Below are 25,325 nucleotides of genomic sequence, written 5' to 3'. Positions count from 1 at the left end.
ACCGATAACATCAAATTTCATTTATTTTCCGGAGCGTCTCGCTCACTACGAGGCGAAACGTTAAGTCAGTTCTGTGAGAAGTAGTCATTCATCCGAATGGAGAGCGAAGACGTGGGTCACGTACCGGCGGTCGAACTGCCCGAACCGATTTCCCAGTGGCTAGACGAGACGGCCGACGAACTCGGTTGTTCCCGCCAACGCCTCCGCTCCGAACTGTTCACGACACACCGTACCCTCCACGAGGAGGACGTTTCCGACGAGCGACTCGACGAACTCCACGACGAGTTCATGGAGAAACTGACCGACGTCCGCGAACGCGTCGTACAGATAAAGCGCGAAACCGACGGAAAGGCACCCGCCGACCACGAACACGACGACCTCCGGAACGAATTGGACGGCTTCCGGACCGAACTGTTCGAACTCCGGAAGGCGGTGGATGCCGAGGAGGGCGACGACGTCGCCATCGACGAACTCGTGGACGAACTTGATGCACTTTCCGAGCGCGTCGCGGACAACCGCGAACGGTTGGATTCCGGGTTCGAGAACTACGAGGAGGTGCTCGAATATCTCACGGACACGACCGACGAGTTGGACGAGCGTCTGGACGTTCTCGCGCGCGCCCTCGTCTCCGTCCGCGACCAGACGCGCATCCTCGCGGCGCGGAGCGCGACGCAAGCAGCAACGGCGGAACTCGCTCGAACGGCCAACCGCCACGGGATGGCGAGCGCGAAGTGCGGCGACTGCGAGGGGAGCGTCACCATCGCGCTGTTGACCGAACCGTCCTGTCCGCACTGCGGCGCGACGTTCGAGGACGTCGAACCCAAGGAGGGATTTTTCGGCGCGAACCGGTTGGTCGTCGGCCGTCCGCCCGCCCTGGAAGGCGACGTGCTCGGGGGCGATGACTTCGACGCCGACGGTTTCGACGCCGACGCCGACTCGGAGGTCGAGGAGTTCCTGACCGAGGTGACCGAGGAATGACTGGGAGCGGTTCGGACGAGGGGCAGGATACCGGTACCGACCCAAACGAACCGCTCGGGACCCTCGCGGCGGAGGTGGAGGAACGTCGCAATCGGCGCTCGGAAGCGGTTGCGGCCGACGAGACGTTCGTGGAGATGGACGTCGGCGAGGTGGACGCCGAGGAGGTCTGGGCCGACCTGTTGGGCGAGGACAGCGGCGAACTGGTCGTCGCCGCGCCCCGAGTCGAGGAGGACGACCGCGACGTTCGCGTCGTTCCGAAGACGACCTGTCAAGGGTGTCCGCACGTCGCCGACCCGCCGACCTTGCGCTGTACCCACGAGGGGACCGACATCCTCTCGATGGACGATATGGACCACCTTCGGGTCGCTGATTGTCCGATGGTCGCAGACGACGATATTGGTGCGACGAAGTAGAGAACGCTCATTTCTTCGACTTTGGCGGTGTCTTCACTCGCTACGAAGCGGGTCTGATATTGTTGTGAGTACAACGACCGAGCCGCATGAAACCGCCTCCGTCCCGCCACACCGAACCACACGCCTCCCCAGCCGATTCCTTCGCTCCTTGCAGTCGCTCACTCATCCCTCGCGCGCGTTTCTCGCACGCGCCACCGGGCTGGACGGATTGGCAGATATTCGGCCAACAACACGGCGCGCGACGCGCACGGTAGTGCGCCCGCGCGAGGGATGACTGAGTGAACGTAGTGAGCGAAGGAGTCGGTTGGGGAGGTGTGTGGTGCGGCGGCGGGGCGGTTGCGGTGTGGTCGTCTGGGTGGGTTGAAAGGGGGCCGCACTCGCGTTTATCGTTGGGCGTCTGGTGCAGGCCACTATCTGCGCGCTGTGCGGAGAGCGCAGATATCCTGCACAGCGACCGCGAGCGGGCGGGGGCTTTCGAGGCGGTCTACTTTCCAGCAATTGCAACTCCACACCAACCAACCACTCCGTTTCGTAGCGAGTTCAGTCAGAGCGGAGCTCTGACAACGTCCCCCTCACTGCGTTCGCGGGACCGACCAGGAGATTTCGAGGCGGTCTATTTCCCAGCAACTGTAATCGCAAAACTGTCAAACACCGCTCAATTTTCTCGCCCTCGTGTTCGTACGTGGCGCTTTTCACGCTCGACGCACAACACGGGGTATGCAATTCTGCGACGACTGTGGCTCCATGATGCGGACGATGGGGTCGAAGATGGTCTGCTCGAACGAGGACTGTCAGGCGACGATGGAGAAGGACGAGGAACGCGCGCCGAGTTCGTCTCGACGGAAGCACAGGACGACTCCGACGTCATCGAAACCGAGGAGGGCGCGGACTTCGAGGGGAAACCGACCGCCAAAGACGTGCATTGTGACAAGTGCGGTCACGACGTCGCGTGGTACACCATCAAACAGACCGCGTCCGCCGACGAGGCACCGACGCGCTTCTTCAAATGCAAGGAGTGTGGCTACCGCTGGCGCGAATACAACTAACTTTCATTTCAAATTTCTCGCAGATATTACCCTAAGACCGACGTTTTACGTTGGGTGCCCACCACCGCTATGGTATGAGATTGCATACCCGGGACGTACGACAGGACGTCCGTGAACTCGCTGCACTGCTGGGTGACGTACTCTCGCGCCTCGGTTCCCGCGAGGCGTTCGAGGCCGTAGAAGCCGCCCGAACCGAAGCGATCGACTACCGCGCCGGAGATTCAGAGTCGCGTGAGGCGCTCCGCGACGAACTCGACGACCTCTCGCCCGAACTCGCGGGCAACGTCGCGCGGGCGTTCGCCACCTACTTCGAACTCATCAACCTCGCCGAGGAGCGCGAACGCGTGCGGGCCATCCGCGAGGGAACGCAGGACGGAACACTCGAAGATGGGCTTCGTGCGACCGCGGAAACCCTCGCGGAGGACGAAGCCGACTCGCAGACCGTTCAGCGGGTGCTGGACGACGTCAACGTCGTGCCGACGTTCACCGCGCACCCGACCGAAGCGCGCCGGAAGACGGTGAAGGCGAAACTCCGCTCCGTCGAAGCGCTGCTCGCTGAACTGGACGAGCGCATGTTGACCGATCAAGAACAGGACAAACTGGAGCGCCAGTTAGAGAGCGAGGTCACCGGCCTCTGGGAGACGCGACAGGTTCGAAAGCGCCGTCCGGAGGTGTCCGACGAGGCGCGGAACATCCTCTGGTATCTGGAGAACGTCCTATTCGACATCGTGGGCGACGTGTACGACGAACTCGACCGAACCATCGGCGAGGAGTTCGACGTGGACGTGCCGGAACTGTTCGCCTTCCGGTCGTGGGCCGGGAGCGACCGGGACGGTAACCCGTACGTCACGCCGGAAGTCACGGCCGAAACGCTGGCGCGACAGCGTGAAGTCGTGCTGGAACACTACCGCGACGAACTCAAACGCCTCTCCGGAGTGCTGAGCCAGGACGGCGACCGCGTCGAGACGAGTTCCATGTTCGATTCCTCGCTCGACGCCGACCGCGAGCAGTTGCCCACGATTGCGGAGCGGGCGACCGAACGCTACCCGGACGAACCGTACCGGCAGAAACTCGCGCTGATGCGCGAGCGAATCGACCGCGTCGGCGACGTTCGTCCCGGCGGGTACGAACGCCGACGAACTGCTCGCCGACGTGGACACCATCGCCGACAGCCTCAGCACCGACGGCGCGGAGAGCGTCGTCGAGACGGAAGTGGACCCGCTTCGACGACGCGTCGAGACGTTCGGCTTCTCGCTCGCCGCGCTCGACTTGCGCGACCACCGACAGAACCACACCACGGCCATCGCGGAGGCGCTGGCACGCGAAGGGTTCGACTACGATTCGATGACCGAGGACGAGCGGGTCGAACTGTTGACCGACGCCATCCTCCAGGACGAACCGATAATCGACCTCGATACCGAGGGGCTTTCTGACACGGCGAGCCGAGTGCTCACGCTGTTCTCCGAGACCGCCAACTGGCAGCGCGAGTACGGACAGGAGACCATCAACACGTACTGTATCAGCATGACCGACGAGGCCAGCCACGTCCTCGAAGTGCTGTTTCTCGCCGACCAGGCCGGAATCGTCGACCTACCCGGCTACTCCGGACTCGACGTGGTGCCCCTGCTCGAAACCGAGTACGCGCTGTCAGGCGCGCGGCGCATCGTCGGAACCCTGTTCGAGAACGAGGCCTACGCCGCCGCACTCGAAGCCCGCGGCGGTTCACAGGAAATCATGCTCGGCTACTCCGATTCGAACAAGGAGAACGGCTTTTTGGCGGCCAACTGGAGCCTCTATCAGAACCAGAAGCGGCTCGCGGAGATAACCGACGAGTACGACGTCACCCTTCGCCTGTTCCACGGGCGCGGCGGGTCGATTTCCCGCGGCGGCGGCCCGATGAACGAGGCGCTGTTGGCGCTTCCCCGCGAGACCGTCTCGGGGCAGGTCAAGTTCACCGAACAGGGCGAGGCCATCGCCGAGAAGTACGCCAATCCCATCATCGCGGAGCGAAACGTCGAGCAGATGCTGGACGCCCAGATTCGGGCGCGGTACGCCTCCCTCGAAGAGGGTGAGGAGACGATTCCGGACGAGTGGGCCGAAGCGATGGACGTCACGGCGGACGCGCCCGCGACGCCTACCGCGACCTGCTCGAATCCGACGGCTTCGTCTCGTACTTCGAGAAGACGACGCCGATAACCGTCATCGAGGACTTGAATCTCGGGTCGCGGCCCGCGTCGCGCTCGGGCGAACGAACCGTCGAGGACCTCCGTGCGATTCCGTGGGTGTTCTCGTGGACGCAAGCCCGCTGCATCCTGCCGGGATGGTACTCGCTCGCCCAGGGGTTGGACGCCTACGGCGACATCGACACCCTCCGGGAGATGTACGAGAACTGGCCGTTCTTCCGGACGACGGTGGACAACGCGGCGATGGCGCTCGCCCGAACCGACCTGGAAATCACGGCTGAGTACGCCGACCTCGCACCGAAGCAACTGCGCGAGCAGTTCTTCCCCGAACTCCAAGCCGAGTACGAACGCTCGGTCGAACTCGTATTAGAGATAACGGGACGCGACGACCTTCTCTCTCGGGAGTGGCTACAGGAGAGCCTCTCCCGCCGGATCCCTACGTCGATCCGCTCAACCTCCTGCAGGTGCGATTGCTCCGGCAGTCGCACCTGACCGAGACCGAACGGCGAACCCTCCGGCTCACCGTGACCGGTGTCGCGGCGGGGATGAAAAATACGGGATAACGGCCGTTTACAGCTCAGATTCGGTCGATGTCGCTCTCGGCTTCGCCGAGGTGGGCGACGATGTCGTCCAGTTCCTCGATCGTCGCCGCCTGCTTTTCGTTCGTCTCCGCTATCGACGACACCTTCTTCGATATCCGTGCGGACCGTTCGGCCGCCTCGTCTATCATGGTGGCGACCTCCTGTGTACTCGCGGCCTGTTCGTCCGTCGCGGAGGTGATCTGCTCCATCCCGACGGCCGTTTCGGTGGCCGATTCGACGATCCGTTCGAGTTTTTCGCTGGTTCGTTGGACGGCGGTGACCGTCTCGCTGATCGAGGCTTCGCTCTCGCCGAGGCTGTCGAGCGTGCTCTCGGTCCGGGACTGGATGCGGTCACCCATCGACTCGATTTCGGCGGCGCGCTCCTTCGACTCCTCTGCGAGCGATTTGACTTCCTCGGCGACGACGGCGAACCCGTCGCCAGCCTCGCCTGCCCGTGCGGCTTCGATCGAGGCGTTCAGCGCCAGCAAGTTCGTCTGATCCGCCACGTCGTTTATCATCTCGACGGCGTCGCTGATTTCGGCCACCGCGTTCTGGAGTTCCTCGGCGTCCTCAACCATGCTCTCACGGGCATCCTCCGTCGATTCGGTCGCGCCGATGGCCCGTTGCCCGAGTTGCTTTCCCTCCTCTGCGAGCGTCTGGGATTCGCGGCTCTGTCGCCCCACTTCGCTCGCGCTGGCCGCGATTTCCTCGACGGTCGCGCTCTGGGTGGACACCTCGCTGGCGATGCGGTCCATGTTGTTCGATTGCTCCTCGGTCAATCCGCTGATCTCGGCGGAACTCGCCGCGACGTCCCCCGCCGACTCGTGTGCATCGAGAACGTGTTCCTCGGTCGATTCGCGCAGGGTGCGCGACCGCTCGATTTCCCGCTTCATCTGCCGACTGTGCGAGTGGACGTAGGTGTCCGCCGTGATCTGCATGTCGAGGTTGAGCACGCGAAGCACGGACAACATCTCCTCGAAACTCTCGTGTACCGCGTCCCGGACTCCGCCCAGGAGGTCGTCGGCGTTCGTGGACGAGGCGAGTTGCCCGCCGTCGGTCATCGCGGACGAAAACTCGTCACGAACCATTGCTTCGATCTCGTCCTGCAGTCGTTCTTCCACGATGGACGAGATCAAATCGTAGTAGACGCCGTACTGTCCGATGTAGTGGTTCAGCGGCATCCCGAGCATGTCGTGGAGCTTTCCGATCCGCGCGCGGTTGCGGACGTACTCGGTCCCGTAGGACCCGTCGGCGAGCGTGACGAGATACTCCCCCTGCGTCCGCTTGAGCGAGTCGATGGTGCGCGTGGAATTGTTGAGAATCTCGTGCGTCTCCTCGTCCAACTGGAGGTTCGCGTAGAATCGGTCGGCGATCTCCGCGCGATGGTCCTCGAATACGGGACGGAGGGCCGCTAGTCGTCGAGCGTCCGCACTATCGAAGTCGAGGAACGACTTGCGTCGCTCGATTTCCGCCATGTCGAGACCCATCTCCGAAAGCTGTTCGTCCATGTCCACTCGCTTCCCGAGAGCGGAGTTCCCGAATACGTCGCCCGCTGAGTTCATGGCTGGAACTGGGGCAAACGTATTTAAATTATTACCGTTCTCGTGGACAGGGAGTCGGGGGAAAACTAAAGGTATACGCGCTTTATTCGGAGTGTCGGCAGAGAACTGTTCGATTCGAATAGAATTCTGCAGGCGGTCCGAACGACCGACCGGAATCGGACGACCTTTCCCCGCGCACGGCCGAACCGCGAACGTGAGCGTAGACACTCCGGTTCGCGTCGAAGTGCATCCGGGCCGCGAGGTGGTCGTGGAGTTCGACCCCGACCTCACGTTCGAATGCGTCGATAGCTGTACGTGGTGCTGTCATCACGGCGTGATGCTGTACGACCGCGAGTACTTCGAGTTGGGCGAGCACGCCGATTTGAACGACGCGACGACGAGCTTTCGCGGCGAGGATTTCGTCCGCCGCGAGGCGAAAGACCACGACGAAACGGGCGAGGACGGCTGTGCCTGTCACTTCCTCCGCGGGGACGGACTCTGTGAGTTGCAGGCCGAAGACGGGTGGAAACCCGCGCGCTGTTTCGTCTATCCCGTCTCGATTCGCACGGAAGACGGGGAGATGTACGTCGATATCCGGGAATCGGCGTGGGATCACTGCGAGGGGATGAACGTCGGAGAGCACAAAATTATCGACCACCTCGACGCCTTTTTGCCCGAATATCTCTGGGACGTCGAGAATCCGGATTCGGCGCGGGAACTCTGACCCGAGGAATTTCACTTTCCGACCCGAGTCGTACCACAGTTCCGTTTCTATATATATTCGCACATTTTTGAATAATTATAAATAATATGGATAGGGCTAGAAAAGATTTAACGGGGTTATTATTGTGTAATGTACTGCAAAGATGGAAATAAACAACAGAAGAACCAAAATTGCGCTTGCGTTGATAGTCATCGCCGGTGGTATTCTCGCTGGTGTCGGGACGTGGGCGTTCTGGAGCGACACGGACTCAAGCACGGGTAACACGGTCGAGGCCGGTACGATGGACCTCGCAATAAACGGCAGCGCGAATGGCACAACGGAGGATTTCAACCTGATCAATGCCCAACCAGGTGACCAGGTGAATCACACGTACGCGCTGACGAACGAGGGATCGACGGAGGCGGATCATCTCGAAATCGGCTTCAACTATACGGAAAACGACCTCCGTGCCGAACCGAACGACTCCGAGCTCGCCAACGAGCTGAACGCGTCCGAGACGGCGAGTCTTATTCGCGTTCAGACGATGCAGTACGAGAGCCCGCAAGGGACCGTCCTCGACGACATCACGTCGAACGTGACGGATACGAACGGGAACGGATACGTCGATCTCCAAGAGGTGAACGCGCAGACGAACGTGCTCGATGATCTGCAAGCACCCGCTCCGAACAGTTCGAGTACGACGTACTTCACTCTCGACCTCGAAGTCGCAAACGACAACGCTGCGTACTGGACCGGTGCCGATACGACCGGTAATCTAACCGGAGCTGACGAGGATGTGATGGCTGACGGCGTCGACATCGCGGTCAACTTCACGCTCAATCAGGACAGCAGCCAATAATCAAATAATGCCATACTTATTTTAAGTGTGTTGTGCTCGTATTCAGATTGATGAGGTTCGTCCGTCCCTCCCGACTCGGTTGGATCGTTCTCGGAATCCTCCTACTCCCGATAGTCGGACAAATCCTTTTCACGCTGTTGCCCGGCGTGGGAAGCTACGTCGTCCTGAGTGGAAGTATGACACCAACCCTCAAGCCCGGGAGCGTGGTTTACACGTACGATTCGGGTCACTACGAATCCGGGGATGCGATCACCTTCGCACAGAACGGTGAACTCGTCACTCACCGGATCGTTCGGAAGACGAACGATGGATTCGTGACGAAAGGTGATGCTCGAACGTATCCGGATTCCTTCGTCGTCCATCGGGACCAAATTCGTGGTGAAGTCGTCCTGTCGATTCCGCTATACGGGTATCTGGTTCACCCGGTTTTCTCGCGTAGTGCGTATCTCTACGCGATCCTCGGCGGCGGTGTGCTTATGGGAGCCGCTGGCTACTTTTTTACTCGGTTAGAATAATTTTATTCTAATGAAAAAGTCACAAATATCTGCGCTCCCTACTGGTTCGCGGTGAGTCGATGAGAGAGCTATCGAGACGACGTGCGCTCCAGTTATTCGCGGTCGGTGTCGGTTCGTCAGCGATGACGGGGACGGGGGGCGCTCTGTACGGCGTTTCGGATTCGACGGCCGGAGAAACGGACGGGGGGACACTCGACCTCAAACTGCAAGGATCCGACACGGATCGGATTCCTGCCGCAGGAGACCTCGTTCTCGGTTCCGGCGGTTCGTACACTCATCGAACGTCGCTCACGAACGCCGGAAGCACCGGCGGTGAATCGATCAGCCTCGGCGTCACCACCGTTACAACTGACGAAGGAACGACGGAATCCGGCGAGTCGAACACGTCCACTGCAGACGGCGGCGAACTAGACGACGAACTACTGTTCAGGGCGTCCCTCGAACGTGACGGGACGACGGTCGGTTACTTTTTCGGCGATGGTTCGTCGTTGGCCTCGTATAGCACGGTTGCGGGGCGACCGGAGCAGGCGATTCAACTGTCACCGTCGCTCGGATCGTCCCCGGCGGTGTTCGTGTTCGAGGTGAACTATCCGACGGGATCGACCGCCGCGTACGGAGACCGCCTCGTTTTCGATCTCGATCTCACGTTGAATTCGCGCGTTTCCCCGGCCGGGTGGAGCGACGTGGATACGACGCGGGTATCGCTGCAGGCCGGGGGTGGACAGGCGTCCGATCCTACGATAACGACGCTCACACAACAGGAGTACAACTCGATCACGATGCAACAGGCGTTCATCGCGCAGGGACGCGTCGGTGGATCCGGATCCGGGGTGACGGAGCATCGGCTCGGTCCGACGATCAACAATCCGAAGAACAGATCGAACAAGGACTGGCAGAACAACGAAACCCGCCCGTTCACGCTCACGTACGATCCGCAAACTACCATCGTCACCTACGGTAACCAAGGCGTGAGTGACCTGACGTACGCACCAACGGATACGGGGCCGTACACCGACCTGCTCCTCGATGTGGTCGCGCCGACTTCGGCGACCACGCAGTTGAATAACCTCCGCCTCAACGGCAATCAACTCGGCCGGGACATCCAAGTCACGAACGGCGGCTCCGCGATTCGCGTGTCGAACGTTTCGCTCGAAGAGGGGTTCACGCTCCGAGGGAACGCCCGCATGCAGTGGTCGAAAAACAAACCGTCGCAAGACACCCAGTACTACCGGTTGCGGGTCGGTCGCGTGACTTCGAGTTCGAGCACGACCGGCAGTAATTCGACCGAAAACAGCTCACAATCGTTGGTTTTCGGGACGCGAAACGGACCGTATATCGTTCGGTAGGGAGAAGCGTGCCTCGCCAGTACCTGGGTGCCAAGCCCGTCGAGAAGGAGGCTATTTTTCACCGGCGAGTGCGGCTTCACGGAGTTCCTCGCCGCGTTCGGTTTCCACCTGAATGTCCGGCACCTTCGTGGGCCGTCCCTCGTCGTTCACCGCAACGAAGACGAAGTACGACTCGGTCGTCTGCTCGCGCTCGCCCGTCCGGGGTTCCTCGCGGAAGGCGCGCAGTTTCACCTTCACGCTCGTCCGTCCAGTGTCGTAGACGTACGACCGGATGACCGTGGTATCCCCGACGGGAATCGGTCGTTGGAAGTCCATCTGATCCACGTTGGCGGTGACGCACGTCTCACCCGCGAGGCGCATCGCCGACATCGCCCCGATTTCGTCCATCCATTTCATCACGATTCCCCCGTGAGCGGTCTCGTAGTTGTTGGCGTGGTTCGGTTGCACGCGTTCGCGGTTTTCGATGTAGGTGTCCATCAGCGTCGGCATACACGTGAGTTTCCCGAGCGGACGAATAGTCGTTGCGTGGTCGCTTTCGTGCGATGGCACGCCGACGGTCACATCGGGCGACTGATGACCGCCCACAAGCCGAACACGATGGCACCGCCGAGGAGGGTGCTCGCCACCGCGTGCGTACGGAGTTCGTCGAGGAGGTGGTGTGCGTTGTCGCTCAACTGGGCGACTTCGTACACCTCACCGCCGAGTTCACAGCGCGGGAGGAAGTCCATGGCGACGTGGAGGAAGACCCCGGCGGCGAACCCGAAGACGAAGCCGTTTATCGCGGGGTCCGAGGGGAGGTGGAGCAGCGCGGAGCTAATGGCGGCGATGCCGATTCCGGCGGCGGGGAGGAGCAGGACGGAGACGGATTTGCCACTCCCCCGAAGGCGGTGGGCCGCGACGTATCCGGCGGGACCCTTGTGCGAAACGATGGTAAGCCCGAGGAGCAAACCGAGGCCGGGCATGTTGCCGTAGACGAGTCCGACGATGGCCCCTGCGGCGAGCGAGTGGGCGGTCAGTTCTATCGACGTGTGGTCAAGCGCGGTTTCGAGGTGCGTCGCCCGGTGACCGATGGTGTGGGCGCTGAATCCGGCGAGAATGCCGAAAGCTATGCCGAAGCCGCCGAATTCGGCCTGATGGGAAATCGCGCTCGGGACGAGAAACACGGCGGCGCTGGTGATCATCGCGCCGCTCGCCAACCCGAACGCCCAGACGAGTTGCTTCGCGTGCATGGAGTCGTTCACACGGCCACCGAGGACGGCACCGCCCGCCATGGCGGCGAACGCGACCCACGCGATGACGAGTACCTTCGAGAGATGGGCCACGATCCCGACCCCGGAGAGAACGACGAAGGCGACGAACCCGGCGAGACCCAGACGAGAGAGTCCTGACATTGTTATTAAAATTGTTCGTGGAGTTGTTAAGCCCGTCGGTCGCCCGCCGCAAAACTATTGCGGGGCGGAACCGGGAAAGGAAGCATGGCGCCGAAGACGGTGGAACCGTGACCGTTCGCGCACTCCGGTTCACGTGGCGGGACTGTCTGTTCGTCCACTGGCCGGTCGAGTCGGCCGCACTCGACGGCGCGATTCCGGATTCGTTGGCGCTCGACACCCACGATGGCCGGGCGTGGGTCAGTGTCCTCGCGTCGACCATCGAGAACGCGCGAATACCCGGAACACCCGGCGTCGTGGGGATGACGTTCCCCCAGATCAACTTCCGCACGTACGTCCGCTTGGGAAACGCGCCGGGCGTCTACTTTCTGAGCCTCGATACCGGCAGTCGGATAGCGGCCCGCGTGGCCCGACTGCTCTACCATCTCCCGTACTACTACGCCGACATCGTCAGCGAGACGGGAACCGAAAATCGAGTGCTGAGTCGGCGCGTTCACCCCGACACGCTCCCGGTCGAATTCGAGGCGACCTATCGCCCCGAAGGACCAGCGACCACTCCCGACCACGGGACGCTCGATTACTTTCTGACCGAGCGCTATCGACTGTTCGTTCCACAGGCCGGAATGACCGCCCGCGTCGAACACGACCCGTGGACGCTCCAGCGAGCGGCGGCCGACGTGCGCGCCGATTCCCTGTTCGAAGCGAGTTCCCTTCCCGAACCCGAGACCGAGCCACGGGTTCGGTACTGTCCGAAGACGGAGTTTCACGTTCACACGCCGACCCGACTCGATTGACCACTCGGCTCACTTCGACCGACCACCCGAATCGCTCCGAATCGCTCCGACTGATCGACGAACTCACCCCCGCGTCGCCTTCCGCCACTCCTTCAGCCCGATGATTTTGCCGTCCACGTCCTCGGCGTTCGCGTCCGTCGCGGCCCAGACGAACAACTCGGCCACGTCCTCCGGGTCGCGTCCGTTCCCGCCCATCATCTCGGTTCCGACGACGCCGGGGTCGATGCCGACGACGGGAACGTCGAGTTCCGCGGAGAACCCGCGAACCAACCCCTCGGCGGCGGCCTTCGACACGGCGTAGGAACCGTAGCCCGCGTGCGTCTCGTGCCCGATACTGCCGGTTGGGACGAGTATCCGAGCATCGTCGTTCAGGTGGGGAAGCGATTCCCGAACCGCCGCGTACGCCCCACGGCAGTTCGTCCGGAGGGTGTCGTCGAAGGCAGCGTAGGATTCCGTCGTCAGCGGCGTTTCGCCGGGCGTCCCGTGGTACACTCCGGCGTTGGCGACGACAACGTCGATGCCGTCGGTGCCGCTTCTCGCGGCGGTTTCCATCAGCCGCTCCACGTCGAACTCGTCACGCACGTCGGCGCGGAGGCCCACCGCCTCCCCTCCCTCATCCTCGATGGCCTCGAGCTCGCCTCGATTTCCTCCGCGTCGCGTCCACAGAGGGCGACGGTCGCACCGTCGTTCGCCAACGCGCCCGCGACCTGTCGGCCGATGCCTCGTGTCCCGCCGGTGACGACCGCCGTCGATTCGTTCATGCGGAAGCGGACGGATGGCTGCGTGAAATCGGTTTCCGTCGTCCCCCGGGTCGTCACCTCCCAGCGGTCGCGTTGCAGTTATCCGCGTCCAGCGTAACTGAGAACCATGTATCAGCCGGGCCACTGTGGCGTGGCGCTCGCCCTCTACGCGCCGGTCACCGGTGTGCTCGCCGCGTCTGGGTCCACCTCGACGGCGTTTCTCGGCGCTGGCATCGTCCTCGCGTTGACGATGCTCCCCGACCTCGACACGCGGACGGACCGGGTTCGGCACCGCGGCCCGACCCACTCCATCGTCTTCGCGGCGTTCGTCGGACTGCTCACCGGAGTCGGCGGCGGTCTACTCGCGGGAGCGAACGGTGCTGAATTCGGCGGTTTGGTCGGGGCGCTCGCAATCGTCGCCCATCTCCTCGCGGACGTCATCACGCCGATGGGAATCCGACCCTTCTGGCCGCTCTCGGACCGGAAGCTCACCTTCGATATCGTGCTCGCAAGCGATACACGAGCGAACGCAGTGCTGTTCGTGTTCGGCGTCGTCTCCGCCGGAGGATCGTTGTTTCTCGGGAATCAGTTCGCCTAAACGGTCGCGTCGATGGTGCCCGTTCGCTGTTCGTCCTCGGCCGCAAACCGAAGATAGCGCTCGAACTGCCCCGGAATTCGGTTCAACTGAACGGTTCGCTCCGTCCGGTCGTACTCGACGAGTCCCGCCTGCTGTAACTTCGGAAGGTGGACGTGATCCAAGGCGAGAACTACTCCTCGATCCGTTGTCACCGTCTCGTCCGCTGTGATCCCCTCGGTGTCGATTCCGTTTGGCTCACTCCTGCTGACCGCGATAGCGAGGTCGGAGAGCGCGATGGGGTCCGACCGACCGTACAGTTCGTACAGTACCGCTCTTCGACGGGACGAGACCAGTACGTCGAAGACCTCATCGAGCGCAAGGGCGGCTGCCGTCTCGTCGCCGTTTATTTTCACCGACATAAGATCAGTTATTAAATTGCATGACAATAAATGTAACTATAATTCTGAGAAAGAAGTAAATTCGGAACAGGTTACACGCGTACGTTCCGGTCGAGGAACGCCGCCTCGTAACCGACGACCGTATCGAGCGCGTCGTCGTACACGTCGAAGTGGCCGATCGGCAGTTCGAGATACGTCGCGTCGGCCGCTTCCGCGGCCGACTGCACCGACGACACCGGAACGATGTCGTCGTCGCGTCCGGCGATCAGAAGCATCGGACACGGGACGTCCTCCACGGACGAAATCGGGCGGTAGAAAGGAATTTCGAGGAAGACACGTGCCGGTACCTCGTTCTCCCACACCGGCGGGTCGGGAACGATGGTTTCCATCCCCTCCATCGCATCCGGGGTGTTCAGGACGGCGAACTCGTCGGGATACCCAGCGATCGGAACCGTGTGCGGACTCCTGAAGGTGTACTTTCTGACGAGGTCACGCACCCCCGCGACGGTCCCTTTCAGCGATTTTTTGAGGCCGGACGCTCGGGCGACGGCCCGTCCGTCGACGAACGGAACCTGTGCGACGACGGCGGCGATTCGGTGGTCGTCGGCCGCCGCCTCGATGACGTGTCCGCCGCTGTAGGACGTTCCCCAGAGCGCGATCTTTCGACGGTCGATGGCGTTCAGTCCGCGAACGTGGTCGATCGCCGCTTTCCAATCCTCGACGTGACGGCTCGCGTTTACGAGATTACGCGGTTCGCCGTCGCTGTCGCCGAAGTTCCGGTAGTCGAAGAGGAACACGGCGTACTCGCGGGCGACGAACTCCTTTGCGATCTCCGGGAGACCGAAGGTCCGTTCCGCGCCGAAGCCACCCGCCATCACGACGACGGGCGGGTTCGAGACGCCTTCCGGCGTGTAGAGCCATCCGGCACACCGCGTCCCCTCGCTTTCGAAATCGACATCGTTCTTCGCGTATCGAAGCCGCGACAGCTCACGTGCCCGTGTCTTCGTCATTGTTCGTTACGAGGACGACGAGGAACATAAAACTCGTCTCACGGGTTCACGAACGACAGTTCCTCCTTCTTCCCGGTCACGGCCCGCATCATACACCCACGACACACCCACAACTCGCCGGTTCGGCCGACGAGATGCGTCCCGTTCGACTTGCGCTGTTCGCAAATATCACAAACCCCCATGGTGGTTCGTCAACCCCCGTGAATGTCAATCCCGCGCCCGTCAGCGGTCGGTGTAGAGAGTTGCCGTCCGTTTGGTATCACGTCTCGGGGAAGGTTTATCCCTTGCTGAATGAATGTTCGGTCAGTGCGGTGGGAGTGACTCACCGGTCGCCCCTACCCACAAAACGAACCGTCCGAACGTCGAACACCGAACACGCTACCAACCAAATGCCAAATACAACCGAACGAACGCCATCCCCTTCGGCGGTAACGCTGACGGACGTGCGCAAGACCTACCATCGCGGCGAACCCGTCCACGCGCTCGACGGTATCGACCTCACCATCGAACGGGGGTCGTACACCGCCGTCATGGGGCCGAGCGGGTCGGGGAAGAGTACACTGATGAACGCCGTCGGTTGTCTCGACATGCCGACGGAGGGATCGATCACGGTGAACGGAACCGAAATCACGACGCTTTCGGATACGAAGCGAACGACGCTTCGGGGCGACGAGATCGGTTTCGTCTTCCAGACGTTCAACCTCATGCCGAAACTCACCGCGAAGGAGAACGTCGCGCTCCCGATGGTCTTCCAAGGGGAGCGAAAGAAAAAACGAAACGAACGAGCCAGCGAACTGCTGGAACGCGTCGGGTTGGGGGACCGACTCGACCACCGACCCAACGAACTATCGGGCGGCCAACGCCAGCGCGTGGCCATCGCCCGCGCGCTGGCGAACGACCCGGCCATCATCCTCGCCGACGAACCGACCGGCAACCTCGATAGCGAGACCGAAGGCCGGATTCTCGCCCTGTTCGAGGAGTTGCACGACGAGGGGAACACCATCTTCCTAGTCACCCACGAGCGCACCGTCGCCGAGCACGCCCAACGCATCGTCCACCTGCTGGACGGCGAAATCGAGCGTATCGAGACGGTGGACTCCCCGCGCCGGATGGAGGTGGGTCCATGAACATCGGGCAGAGTTTCGCGATGAGTTGGCGCTCCATCCGCGACCACAAACTCCGGTCGGTGTTGACGACGCTCGGCATCATCATCGGCGTCGGGTCGGTCATCACGTTCGTCACCCTCGGGGCGAGCCTCCAAGCCGCCGTCGTCGGCCAGGTCTCGGCCGGGTCGAACCCGTCCATCGTCGCGAGCGTCGGCCCGGCGAGTACGAACGACGGTCCCGGCGGCCCGCAAAGTCAGGGCGCGTCGCTACCCGTGTTCACCGAACACGACATCGAGCAGTTACGAGGGCTCGACGACGTCGATTCCGTGATTCCACAGGGGAACGTGCAGGTGTCCTCGCTCGGCTACGACGGCCAAACGGTCGGGTGGGAGAGCGTGACGGCGACGACGGCGGATTCGTTCGCCGCGGACTCGTTCGAGTCGGGACACGCCTTTACCTCCGGGAAGGAACAAGTCGTGCTGAACAAACCGGCGGCGAGTCTGTTCGCGACGAACGTCTCGACCGGCGACACCCTCACGCTCCAGTTCGGCGACGGCCCGCAAAACGTCACCGTCGTCGGCATCCTGAACGCCTCGTCCAGCGCGAACGTGTTCGGCACGTCGCAGCCACAGATCTACGTGCCCACGGACCCGTTCTACGGAACCACGGTGAAGAGTCCGGCGACCGGCGAACAGCAACGGGCCTACCCGCAGGTGACGGTACGGGCGGTCGATTACGATCACGTCGATAGCGTCCAACCGGCGGTCGAGTCGTATCTGGTGAACGACTCCGACGCCAGCCAACTCAAACCCGCGTCCTACGAGGTGTCCCTCCAGACGAACCAACAACTCGTCGATCAGATTCAGGAGGTCATCGGGACGTTCACGAGTTTCATCACCGGTATCGCCGTCATCTCGCTCATCGTCGGGGCCATCGGCATCGCCAACATCATGCTGGTGAGCGTGACCGAACGCACCCGCGAGATCGGCATCATGAAGGCCATCGGCGGGCAGAAACGCGACATCATCCAACTGTTCCTCGTCGAGGCGGTCATCCTCGGTGTCATCGGTTCGCTCGTCGGCACCGTCGTCGGCATCGCGGGCGGATACGCCGCCGCACAGGCCATCGGCTTCGACCTCGCATTCGCGCCGAAGTGGTTCGTCGTCGCCATCGCCGTCGGTATCGGCGTCGGACTGGTCTCCGGTCTGTACCCTGCGTGGAACGCCGCCAGAATCGACCCCATCGACGCGCTCCGCCACGAGTGAGGAGTTCGATTTCATCGTAACGTGTTCGGCGACCCTGTGCGGTCGATACCTGCAGCGATGGACAAGACCTGTAACGATGGCAAGAATAATAATTTCTGCGGACACGTTCGGAATTGAGGAAAGTGAGAAACAGCATGAAAGCGATAAAGGAAGCGATGCTGGTCTTGACCGTCGTCGTTGGAGCGCTCGTCGTCATTCCGGCGGTGTTTTTCCCGAAGGCTAGTTGTCTCACCAGTGGTCCACACTATCATTTCTGCTATGTTGGAGGCAGGATAACCGCGCTCGTTTTGGTTTTGGGCGTTGTCGGACTGCTATTCGTGACGTGGGAAATGGACCCGGAGTAGGATTCGAGGTAGTACCGCGGCGTTTCGACTGTCAGTACTCCCGCCACCCGCAACAGATATACTACTTAAACCCGTGACTTTCCAGAGAGGGGGGAACGGGACATGAAACAATCACCATACGATCAGAAGTTCTCCGTCTGTGGGGCGAACGACTCGGGGGAAGCGAGTTACCCGGCGGACGCGCTCGAATGCGGCACGGATGCGCCCGACTTCACGCTCTATTCGACGCCGGACCAAACGCTTTCGTTGCGCGAATTTCGCGGACAACCCGTCATTCTCGCGTTTTATCCAGCGGATTGGAGTCCGGTCTGTGGCGACCAGATGTCGCTCTACAACGAGATACTCGACGAGTTCGGACGATACGATGCACAGCTACTGGGAATCTCGGTCGATGGCGTCTGGAGCCACGATTCGTTCTCCGACGACCACAACCTCCACTTCCCGTTGCTCGCCGACTTCGAACCGAAGGGAAAGGTGGCGAAAACGTACGGCGTGTATCGACCGGAAGACGGAACGAGCGAGCGGGCGCTCTTCGTCATCGACGACGAGGGGGTGATCCAATGGACGTTCGTCTCCCCCGTCGGTGTGAACCCCGGCGCGAGCGGGATACTACAGGCGCTCAATGCGTTCGAAAACGGGGACGCGAGATGAGCGATCGGACACCGATTTCCCCGGACAACACGCTCGCCGGTCCGATCGATGAAACCGATCATCTACGAGGGAACCCGGATGCACCCGTCACGTTGGTCGAATACGGGGATTACGAGTGCCCCCACTGTGGCCGAGCGTATCCGATCGTCAAGTCGATCCGGGAGGAGATGGGCGACGACCTCCGGTTCGTCTTTCGAAACTTCCCGTTGAAACAGGCCCATCCACACGCCCTCCACGCCGCGGAGGCGGCCGAGGCGGCCGGTGTGCAGGGAAAGTTCTGGGAGATGCACGACCACCTCTACGAGCATCAGGACGCGCTCGAAGACGACGACCTTCGGTGGTATGCCGAGGAGTTGGAACTGGATACGACCCAGTTCGAACGCGACGTGTTCGACGAGAATCGGTTCGAACAGCGGATTCTGCACGATTTCAAGGGCGGAATCCACGGGGGCGTCAACGGTACGCCGACGTTCTTCATCGACGGCGCGCGGTACGACGGGCCGCTCGAAGAGGCGAGCCTCGCCAAGCGCTTCGGGATGCGATGGAGAGAAACGAGCCGCGATAGTTCCGGAAATCGAGCGGCAGCGGCGGTTTCCTACTCGTCCATCAAAACGTGTTCGACGTACTCCCTGGCCGTCTCACGCGCTTCTTCGAGCGCGTTCTTCTCGTCCAGGGAGACGTACCGGTTTCGCGCGCCGTCCACGATGAGCATCAGCGCCTCCGCCGCGTGGGCCGGGTCCTCGGCGGCGAACACGCCCGCGTCCGTCCCGTCGGCGATGACGGTCTTGAGCAGATATCGTGTGTACTCGTCGTTGCGCTGGAACTGTTCGCGCACGGCGTCGTTGTACGGCGCCTGCGCGCGCATCTCCAGCATCGCGGTCAGGAATTCGGGGTAGCCTTCGCGGTCGGTCAGCAGTCGATCCAGAAGGGAGTCGAGTCGTTCCCGCGGGGCGGTCGTCTCCACCTCGTGAACCCGGTCGATGAACTTATCCAACAGATAGCTCAAAAACGCCGCGAGGAGGTCGTCTTTCGTGTCGTAGTGATAGTGAATTGCGGCCGTCGATTTGCCATACTCCTCCGCGATGGAGTGTATCGTAAGGTTCGCATAGCCGTGTTCACAGAGTGCCCGATAGGTCGCCTGCATTATCGCCTGTTCGGCGTCGGAACGCTCGTCACCGTCGGAAGGCGCTGCCATTAACTAAACAACTAGTTATCACGGCAAAACGCTTGTGGTCTCGATGCGAACAGCGTGTATTGACCAGTATGACACGTGAATTGGCATCCCTCCGTTTCGTCCTCGTTTTTCTCCCGATGAACAACACAACTATTAACTCTCCTGACTAACTATTCAGTTAGAGATGGGAACACAGCAGTCGAACGGGCCGCCGCCCGAAACACACGAGGCCATCATGGCCGCCACACATCGGGCGCTCTGCAAGCACGGCTATGCGAACCTCACGATGAAGCGTATCAGCGACGAGTTCGGCAAGAGCAAGTCGCTTCTCCACTACCACTATAACTGTAAGGAGGAGTTGCTCCTCTCGTTTCTGGACCACCTCCACGAAAAGTTCGACGCGAAAATTTCGACGGACGATTACGACACCGCGACGGACGCCCTGCTCTTCAGCATCGATGCGTTGTTTCCCGACCCCGACTCGGAGAGCGACTTCGACATCGCCATGCTGGAGATGGGGATGCAAGCGCCGTACAACGACGCGTTCCGCGACCAGTTCCAGGAGAACAACGACCGACTGCGGGAACTGTTCGCCGATATCATCGCCCAGGGTATCGAGCGCGGCGAGTTCGAGGAGGACATCGATCCGGAACGGGCGGCCGAACGACTCCTGATATTTCTCGACGGGGTCCGGGGCCGAGGAGTAGTCCTCGGATCCAACGACCCGAACGAAGTGGGGCGTGAAGTCATCGACGAGTTCGTCGACGATATTTGCGCCGGAGGCGACGAATGAGCGCCGGAAGCAGGGATCTGAATCTGACCGACGGCGACTTGTACAAACCGCTCCTCATCCTGTCGGCACCCATCGTCGCCAGCCAGTTGATGCAGGTCGTGTACAACCTCGCGGACACGTTCTGGGTCGGCCAGATCGGTCCCGGCGCGGTGAGCGCGGTTTCCTACGCGTTCCCGATTATCTTCCTGCTCATCAGCCTCGGAACCGGCTTTTCCATCGCCGGAACCGCGTTGGTCTCACAGAACAAGGGGGCAGGCAACCACGAGCGCGTGGACCACGTCGCGGGACAGACCATCTCGTTCACGCTGCTCGCGTCGTTGGTGTTCGCGGTCATCGGATATCTCGCCGCACCGACCCTCGTCTCGCTCATCGGGACGACGCCGGGGACGCAGATATATCGGTGGACCGTGGAGTTCACGCGGACGACCTTCCTCGGCGTGTTCTTCATGTTCGGTTTCTTCATGTTTCAGGCGCTCCTGCGTGGCTGGGGCGACACGCGGACGCCGATGTATCTCATGGCGTTCGGCGTCACGCTCAACATCGTCCTCGACCCGTTCTTCGTTTACGGGTTCACCGACAACCTGCTGTTGCAGGCGCTCGGACTCGGTGGCCTCCAGACGACGCTGTTCGACGCCACGGGCTTCGCCGGGTTCGGCGTTCAAGGGGCGGCGATAGCGACCGTCCTGTCGCGCGGAATCGCCGCCGTCATCGGCCTCACAATCCTGTTCAGCGGCCGCGTCGGAATTCACCTCTCGTTCGACGACGTCGTTCCGGAACCGGAGACGGTGAAGAAGATCGTTCGCATCGGCGTCCCGGCGAGCGTCGATATGTCGATGCGGGCGCTCGGTATCACGTTCCTGACCGCCATCGTCGCCATGGCCGGAGACCCGGCGGTCGCGGCCTACGGTATCGGTAATCGGCTGAACTCGCTCGTCTTCCTCCCGAGTATCGGACTCGCGCAAGGGACGACGACGATGGTGGGACAGAACCTCGGCGCGGACAAACCGGAGCGCTCGGAGCGGGCGGTGTACTACGCGTCCGCTACGCTGGCGGTCGTCCTCGTCGTCGTGAGCGTCGTCGCGTGGCACTTCGCCGAACCTCTCATCGGTATCTTCGTCGGCAGCAGCGAGAACTTCAGCCGTCAAACCGTCATCCACATCGGCGCACAGTATCTCCGCATCATCGGTCCGACGTTCCTGTTCCTCGGCGTCTTCCGGGTCGTCACCTCGGCGTTCCGCGGGGCCGGGGATACGACCACCGCGATGGTGTTCACCATCCTCTCGCTGTGGGTATTCCGTCTCCCTGTGGCGTACTATCTACTGGAGATACGGGGGATGGGTCCCACGGGCGTCTGGTACGCGATAGCGTTCTCGAACGTCGCCGCGGCCGTCATCGCGTTCCTCTGGTTCCGCCGTGGGACGTGGAAGACGAGCGAGGTCGAGGGAGCCAACACCCCGTCACCAGCCGACTGACCGGGGTTCTTTTCCTCGCGTTCGTCGTTTCCACCGAAACAACTGTACTGGTCGCTGTCGATAGACGACCTATGTCTCGGCGAATTCTGGTCCCCGTAGACGCTGCACCACAGTCGGAAACAGCTCTCGAACACGCCGCCGACGTGTATCCGGAGGCGACAATCGTCCTCCTGCACGTTCTCGATCCTCGATCGTGGATTTCCTCGGACGAGTTCGGGGACATGCTCTACGCGGACGACGTGGAGAAGGCCGAACAGGAAGCCACGGACGAACTCCTCGAAAAGATGACCGAACTGGCGGACGAACTGGATGTCACGACGGAGACGGTCAAACTGATGGGGCGTCCGGCACACACCATCGTGGAATACGCGGGAGACGGCGAGAACGACATCGACGGTATCGTCATGGGAAGCCACGGACGAACCGGTCTCGACAGGATTTTCCTCGGCAGCGTCGCGGAGTCCGTGACGCGGCGGTCACCGGTTCCCGTCACCATCGTTCACTGAGTCCGATGTCGGTTTACTCCTCGTCAGCGAGGAGGCGACGGCGGACGTAGGCGTCGAGTTCGTTACGGGCCGTCTCGATGGCATCGTTGTTCGTCGTGACGCGTTTGGTCATCGCTCCCGTGACGATCAGAAGGAGGAATTCCGCGACTTCCTCGGCATCCACGTCGCGGAAGGTGCCCTCGTCGATACCCGACTGGATGACGCGCGTGAGGAGTCCGCGGAAGAACTCGTCGCTGCGCGTGAAGTGGTTCCGATACTTCTCGTCGTGGGCGGCCTGCGCGCGGAGTTCGACCATCGCACGCGAGAAATCCCGGTAGTCGTCGGGAATCGGTGTGACGAAAATGCGGTCGAAGATGGCGTTCAGATGGTCCCGCGGACTGCCCGAGGACTGCTTCGCCGGAATTCGCTCCTTTTGCTGTTCGAGCATGAATCCCAGGAAATCCAGCAGGAGGTCGTCCTTTCCGTCGTAGTGATGGTAGAGGAGGGACTTGCTCTTCGGAAACTCGTCGGCGATTCGCTGAATCGTGAGGTCGGCGTAGCCGTGCTTGCAGAGGGCCAAATACGTCGCCCGCATGATGGCGCCACGGGTGTCGCTCGGATCCTCAAGAAAAGATGGTTTCGCCGTCATTACCGGCTGAAACCCTCGTTTATCCGTTTCCGCGTCGCTGGGCGAGGCGGGTCGAACGTTTCGCGTTCCGGGGACCGACCACCGAACGCGATGGCTTTCGCATCGAATCGGTGCATACGCTAGCTACGGACTCCGGGTATAAAAATTGAATGAACGTTCAGTTATCTCCGCCCCACCGTGCTGGAGCATGGCGGGTTAATCGGAGCCATCGGCCGGAAAATCCGCCGCCGAGTCGCTTCGAAACTGCACTGCCGATACCGCGCGAAGCGTCGGTGACTATTGCGACTCGCCCCACGAACTGTTCGTCTGTTGACTGCTTTGGACTGTCATCGAACCGAAGTAGGGGTGAAACGGAGGTAGAAGAACCTGAGAGTTCTGTGCAAGCGGTGTGCACCGTGCAATCAGTGCAATCGTGTCGTCTCCCCGCGACGACTCGCTACCGCGCTGAAAGCGGACGGCGACCGCCAAAACGAAATTACTAATCGTGAGGATTGAGGGAGAGAAGCGTTCTCGCACCCGAAATGGAGACCTGAGTGCCAATTCTTCTCTCGAAACATTTATCACTGACTAACTGTTCAGTAAGCCATAGGTGACTGAATGTTCATTCAATATTTACGCAGTGATCCACCGCTCGAACGGAGGATCAACGTATGAGTACGGAATCGAGTAACGGACTCGGTCGTGAACGGGCCATCATTCTCGGCGGACTCATGTTGGGGATGTTGCTGGGCTCCATCGACCAGTCCATCGTTTCGACCGCGCTCCCGCGCATCGTCGGCGATCTCGGTGACGCGAGCAAGATGTCGTGGATCGTCACTGCCTACCTCGTGACGGTCACGGTGACGACGCCGCTGTACGGGAAGCTGAGCGACATTTATGGACGCTCGCTCATCTTCGAGACGTCCATCTCCATCTTCCTGATCGGCTCGATCCTCTCCGGACTCGCCGGGGAGTTCGCCGCGATCAACGACGTCGTTGGCCCGATGACGCAACTCGCGGCCTTCCGCGCGCTGCAAGGTATCGGCGCGGGTGGTCTCATCGCCATGGCGACGACCATCCTCGGCGACATCTTCTCGCCCCGCGAACGTGGGAAGTACATGAGCTACATGATGCTCATCTTCGGTGGTGCGACCGTCGGCGGACCGCTCCTCGGCGGCTACCTCACCGACCACTACAGTTGGCGTTGGATCTTCTACATCAACGTCCCCATCGGACTCGCAGCGATCCTCATCACGCACTTCAAACTCGACCTTCCGACGCCGGACGCAACCGACCTCGATATCGACTACCTCGGGGCGGCGCTCCTCGTCGTCGCGGTCGGTTCGCTCATGCTCGCCACGACGTGGGGCGGTAGCGAGTACGCCTGGGATTCCGTCCAAATCCTTGGGCTGATCGCTTCGACCATCGTCTTCGGCGTCCTGTTCGTTCTGCAGGAACTGCGCGTCGACGAACCGGTCTTCCCGGTTCACCTGCTCGACAGGCACACGGTCGTGGGCGTCATGACACTGAGCTTCTGTCTCGGCATCGGGATGTTCGGGGCGACCATCTACCTCCCCGTCTTCCTGCAGGACGTCCTCGGTGCGAGCGCGACCAACTCCGGTCTGCTCCTGTTCCCCCTCGTCGGCGGGATGCTCGTCACGAGCGGTGCGACGGGACAGTTGATGACCCGGTTCGGCCGCTACAAGGTCTTCGCCGTCGTCGGAACCCTCGTCGCGTCGGTCGGCTACTGGTTCCTCCACACGATGGGACCATCGACCACCTCGACGGAATCGACCATCTTCATGATCGTCACCGGGATGGGACTCGGATTCGTCATGCCCGTCCTCACCGTGGCGGTTCAGAACGCCGTCGACCGAGAGGACCTCGGTGTCGCGACCACCTCCGTCACGTTCAGTCGGAGCCTCGGGAGCGGTATCGGCGTCGCCGTCCTCGGTGCGCTGTTGAACAACCAACTCACCAACCGCCTCTCCGACGCCTTCGCCGGACAGGCCGGTTCCGGACAGCTCACGTCCGACGCCGCGAGCATCGGCCCGGAGGCCATCGAGAAGCTCCCGGACCAGATTCAGCACGTGGTGGTGACGGCGATGGCGAACAGCATCGACACCGTGTTCCTCGCCGGAATGGGTGTACTCATCCTCGCGTTCGTCGTCTCGCTCACGCTCCCCAACGCGGAACTCAGCGAAGAGGCCCACGTCTCGATGGGCGAGGGCGGCGCGGAGCCGATGGACGGTGCGATGTCCTCGGACGACTCGACGGCTTCGAGCGACGACTGATCATCCGGAGAGCGTTTCGTCCGTTTTTTCGCGCGTCGCGG

At 61.7% G+C, this 25,325-nt stretch carries 24 protein-coding genes and 4 pseudogenes; 19 read left to right on the top strand and 9 right to left on the bottom strand.

Going from position 1 to position 25,325, the window contains the following annotated elements:
* Window positions 1-96 precede the first annotated feature (96 nt).
* From A4G99_RS08260 to ppc, 4 genes and pseudogenes are all read left to right on the top strand, one after another.
* On the top strand, window positions 97-978 hold the full coding sequence (locus tag A4G99_RS08260; protein WP_066141784.1) for a hypothetical protein: 882 nt from the start codon (window positions 97-99) through the stop codon (window positions 976-978).
* Complete coding sequence (locus A4G99_RS08255; RefSeq protein ID WP_066141781.1) at window positions 975-1,391, top strand: hypothetical protein; 417 nt, start codon at window positions 975-977, stop codon at window positions 1,389-1,391. Before A4G99_RS08260 ends, A4G99_RS08255 begins: the two co-directional genes overlap by 4 nt.
* A gap of 717 nt (window positions 1,392-2,108) precedes the next feature.
* Window positions 2,109-2,437, top strand: a pseudogene (locus A4G99_RS08250) (transcription factor S).
* Window positions 2,438-2,511: 74 nt separating this feature from the next.
* Window positions 2,512-5,183: pseudogene (gene ppc / locus A4G99_RS08245) on the top strand (phosphoenolpyruvate carboxylase).
* A 14-nt stretch (window positions 5,184-5,197) separates the two neighbouring features.
* Here the strand turns inward: ppc and A4G99_RS08240 are convergent.
* Complete coding sequence (locus tag A4G99_RS08240) at window positions 5,198-6,763, bottom strand: globin-coupled sensor protein (RefSeq protein ID WP_066141778.1); 1,566 nt, start codon at window positions 6,761-6,763, stop codon at window positions 5,198-5,200.
* A gap of 193 nt (window positions 6,764-6,956) precedes the next feature.
* Here A4G99_RS08240 and A4G99_RS08235 point away from each other — a divergent pair, with 193 nt between their 5' ends.
* The 4 genes from A4G99_RS08235 (at window position 6,957) to A4G99_RS08220 (ending at window position 10,165) form a co-directional block, all read left to right on the top strand.
* A complete protein-coding gene (locus A4G99_RS08235; RefSeq protein ID WP_066142460.1) occupies window positions 6,957-7,466 on the top strand; it encodes a hypothetical protein in 510 nt (169 codons plus the stop codon).
* A 181-nt stretch (window positions 7,467-7,647) separates the two neighbouring features.
* Window positions 7,648-8,304: a TasA family protein gene (locus A4G99_RS08230; protein ID WP_342764452.1), complete on the top strand. Its 657-nt coding sequence runs from the start codon at window positions 7,648-7,650 to the stop codon at window positions 8,302-8,304.
* Window positions 8,305-8,354: 50 nt separating this feature from the next.
* Window positions 8,355-8,819: a signal peptidase I gene (locus A4G99_RS08225; protein WP_066141772.1), complete on the top strand. Its 465-nt coding sequence runs from the start codon at window positions 8,355-8,357 to the stop codon at window positions 8,817-8,819.
* 122 nt (window positions 8,820-8,941) lie between these two features.
* A complete protein-coding gene (locus tag A4G99_RS08220) occupies window positions 8,942-10,165 on the top strand; it encodes a choice-of-anchor W domain-containing protein (protein WP_066141770.1) in 1,224 nt (407 codons plus the stop codon).
* Between the two features lie 51 nt (window positions 10,166-10,216).
* Here the strand turns inward: A4G99_RS08220 and A4G99_RS08215 are convergent, their stop codons facing one another.
* Both A4G99_RS08215 and A4G99_RS08210 read right to left on the bottom strand, forming a co-directional pair.
* A complete protein-coding gene (locus tag A4G99_RS08215; RefSeq protein WP_066142457.1) occupies window positions 10,217-10,654 on the bottom strand; it encodes an acyl-CoA thioesterase in 438 nt (145 codons plus the stop codon).
* Between the two features lie 68 nt (window positions 10,655-10,722).
* Window positions 10,723-11,556 carry a zinc transporter gene (locus A4G99_RS08210; RefSeq protein ID WP_066141767.1) on the bottom strand — a complete coding sequence of 278 codons (834 nt, stop codon included), beginning with the start codon at window positions 11,554-11,556 and terminating at the stop codon, window positions 10,723-10,725.
* A gap of 107 nt (window positions 11,557-11,663) precedes the next feature.
* Here A4G99_RS08210 and A4G99_RS08205 point away from each other — a divergent pair, with 107 nt between their 5' ends.
* Entirely contained in the window at window positions 11,664-12,347 is a 684-nt protein-coding gene (locus A4G99_RS08205) for a YqjF family protein (protein ID WP_066141764.1), read from the top strand.
* Window positions 12,348-12,410: 63 nt separating this feature from the next.
* On the opposite strand, the pseudogene A4G99_RS08200 reads toward A4G99_RS08205, so the two are convergent.
* Window positions 12,411-13,108, bottom strand: a pseudogene (locus tag A4G99_RS08200) (SDR family NAD(P)-dependent oxidoreductase).
* Between the two features lie 106 nt (window positions 13,109-13,214).
* On the opposite strand from A4G99_RS08200, the gene A4G99_RS08195 reads away from it, so the two are divergent.
* Window positions 13,215-13,685, top strand: coding sequence for a metal-dependent hydrolase (locus A4G99_RS08195; RefSeq protein ID WP_066141761.1), 471 nt, complete (start codon window positions 13,215-13,217; stop codon window positions 13,683-13,685).
* Here A4G99_RS08195 and A4G99_RS08190 read toward each other — a convergent pair.
* From A4G99_RS08190 to A4G99_RS25850, 3 genes are all read right to left on the bottom strand, one after another.
* The gene (locus A4G99_RS08190; RefSeq protein ID WP_066141758.1) at window positions 13,682-14,083 is read right to left on the bottom strand and encodes a hypothetical protein; all 402 of its coding nucleotides are present in this window, start codon (window positions 14,081-14,083) and stop codon (window positions 13,682-13,684) included. The genes A4G99_RS08195 and A4G99_RS08190 overlap by 4 nt on opposite strands.
* 71 nt (window positions 14,084-14,154) lie before the next feature.
* The gene (locus tag A4G99_RS08185; protein ID WP_066141755.1) at window positions 14,155-15,072 is read right to left on the bottom strand and encodes an alpha/beta hydrolase; all 918 of its coding nucleotides are present in this window, start codon (window positions 15,070-15,072) and stop codon (window positions 14,155-14,157) included.
* 38 nt (window positions 15,073-15,110) lie between these two features.
* A complete protein-coding gene (locus tag A4G99_RS25850) occupies window positions 15,111-15,254 on the bottom strand; it encodes a hypothetical protein (RefSeq protein ID WP_190303721.1) in 144 nt (47 codons plus the stop codon).
* A 207-nt stretch (window positions 15,255-15,461) separates the two neighbouring features.
* On the opposite strand from A4G99_RS25850, the gene A4G99_RS08180 reads away from it, so the two are divergent.
* From A4G99_RS08180 to A4G99_RS24340, 5 genes and pseudogenes are all read left to right on the top strand, one after another.
* Complete coding sequence (locus A4G99_RS08180) at window positions 15,462-16,199, top strand: ABC transporter ATP-binding protein (protein ID WP_066141753.1); 738 nt, start codon at window positions 15,462-15,464, stop codon at window positions 16,197-16,199.
* Window positions 16,196-17,443 (top strand): ABC transporter permease, encoded by a 1,248-nt coding sequence (locus A4G99_RS08175; RefSeq protein ID WP_066141750.1) that lies wholly within the window; start codon window positions 16,196-16,198, stop codon window positions 17,441-17,443. The genes A4G99_RS08180 and A4G99_RS08175 overlap by 4 nt, the downstream gene beginning before the upstream one ends.
* Window positions 17,444-17,577: 134 nt before the next feature.
* On the top strand, window positions 17,578-17,787 hold the full coding sequence (locus A4G99_RS08170; RefSeq protein ID WP_066141747.1) for a hypothetical protein: 210 nt from the start codon (window positions 17,578-17,580) through the stop codon (window positions 17,785-17,787).
* Window positions 17,788-17,889: 102 nt separating this feature from the next.
* Entirely contained in the window at window positions 17,890-18,438 is a 549-nt protein-coding gene (locus A4G99_RS08165; RefSeq protein WP_082837735.1) for a redoxin domain-containing protein, read from the top strand.
* Window positions 18,348-18,899: pseudogene (locus A4G99_RS24340) on the top strand (DsbA family protein); the annotation flags it as partial. The gene A4G99_RS08165 and the pseudogene A4G99_RS24340, both read left to right, overlap by 91 nt.
* Before the next feature lie 134 nt (window positions 18,900-19,033).
* On the opposite strand, the gene A4G99_RS08155 reads toward A4G99_RS24340, so the two are convergent.
* A complete protein-coding gene (locus tag A4G99_RS08155) occupies window positions 19,034-19,633 on the bottom strand; it encodes a TetR/AcrR family transcriptional regulator (protein ID WP_223301771.1) in 600 nt (199 codons plus the stop codon).
* 163 nt (window positions 19,634-19,796) lie between these two features.
* Here A4G99_RS08155 and A4G99_RS08150 point away from each other — a divergent pair, with 163 nt between their 5' ends.
* The 3 genes from A4G99_RS08150 (at window position 19,797) to A4G99_RS08140 (ending at window position 22,383) form a co-directional block, all read left to right on the top strand.
* On the top strand, window positions 19,797-20,405 hold the full coding sequence (locus A4G99_RS08150) for a TetR/AcrR family transcriptional regulator (RefSeq protein WP_066141740.1): 609 nt from the start codon (window positions 19,797-19,799) through the stop codon (window positions 20,403-20,405).
* Window positions 20,402-21,877 (top strand): MATE family efflux transporter, encoded by a 1,476-nt coding sequence (locus A4G99_RS08145; RefSeq protein ID WP_066141737.1) that lies wholly within the window; start codon window positions 20,402-20,404, stop codon window positions 21,875-21,877. Before A4G99_RS08150 ends, A4G99_RS08145 begins: the two co-directional genes overlap by 4 nt.
* Before the next feature lie 71 nt (window positions 21,878-21,948).
* Window positions 21,949-22,383 (top strand): universal stress protein, encoded by a 435-nt coding sequence (locus A4G99_RS08140; protein ID WP_066141734.1) that lies wholly within the window; start codon window positions 21,949-21,951, stop codon window positions 22,381-22,383.
* A 13-nt stretch (window positions 22,384-22,396) separates the two neighbouring features.
* Here A4G99_RS08140 and A4G99_RS08135 read toward each other — a convergent pair whose 3' ends face one another.
* Window positions 22,397-23,011: a TetR/AcrR family transcriptional regulator gene (locus tag A4G99_RS08135; protein WP_066141731.1), complete on the bottom strand. Its 615-nt coding sequence runs from the start codon at window positions 23,009-23,011 to the stop codon at window positions 22,397-22,399.
* A gap of 650 nt (window positions 23,012-23,661) precedes the next feature.
* Here A4G99_RS08135 and A4G99_RS08130 point away from each other — a divergent pair.
* Window positions 23,662-25,284, top strand: a complete 1,623-nt coding sequence (locus A4G99_RS08130) for an MDR family MFS transporter (protein ID WP_066141728.1) — start codon at window positions 23,662-23,664, stop codon at window positions 25,282-25,284.
* The last annotated feature ends 41 nt before the right edge of the window (window positions 25,285-25,325 follow it).

Origin of the sequence: Haladaptatus sp. R4 (genome assembly GCF_001625445.1) — an archaeon.
Taxonomy (GTDB): Archaea; Halobacteriota; Halobacteria; order Halobacteriales; family Haladaptataceae; genus Haladaptatus.
The sequence above is the reverse complement of the archived record's forward strand: the minus strand, read 5'-3'. Positions and strand labels throughout refer to the sequence as shown.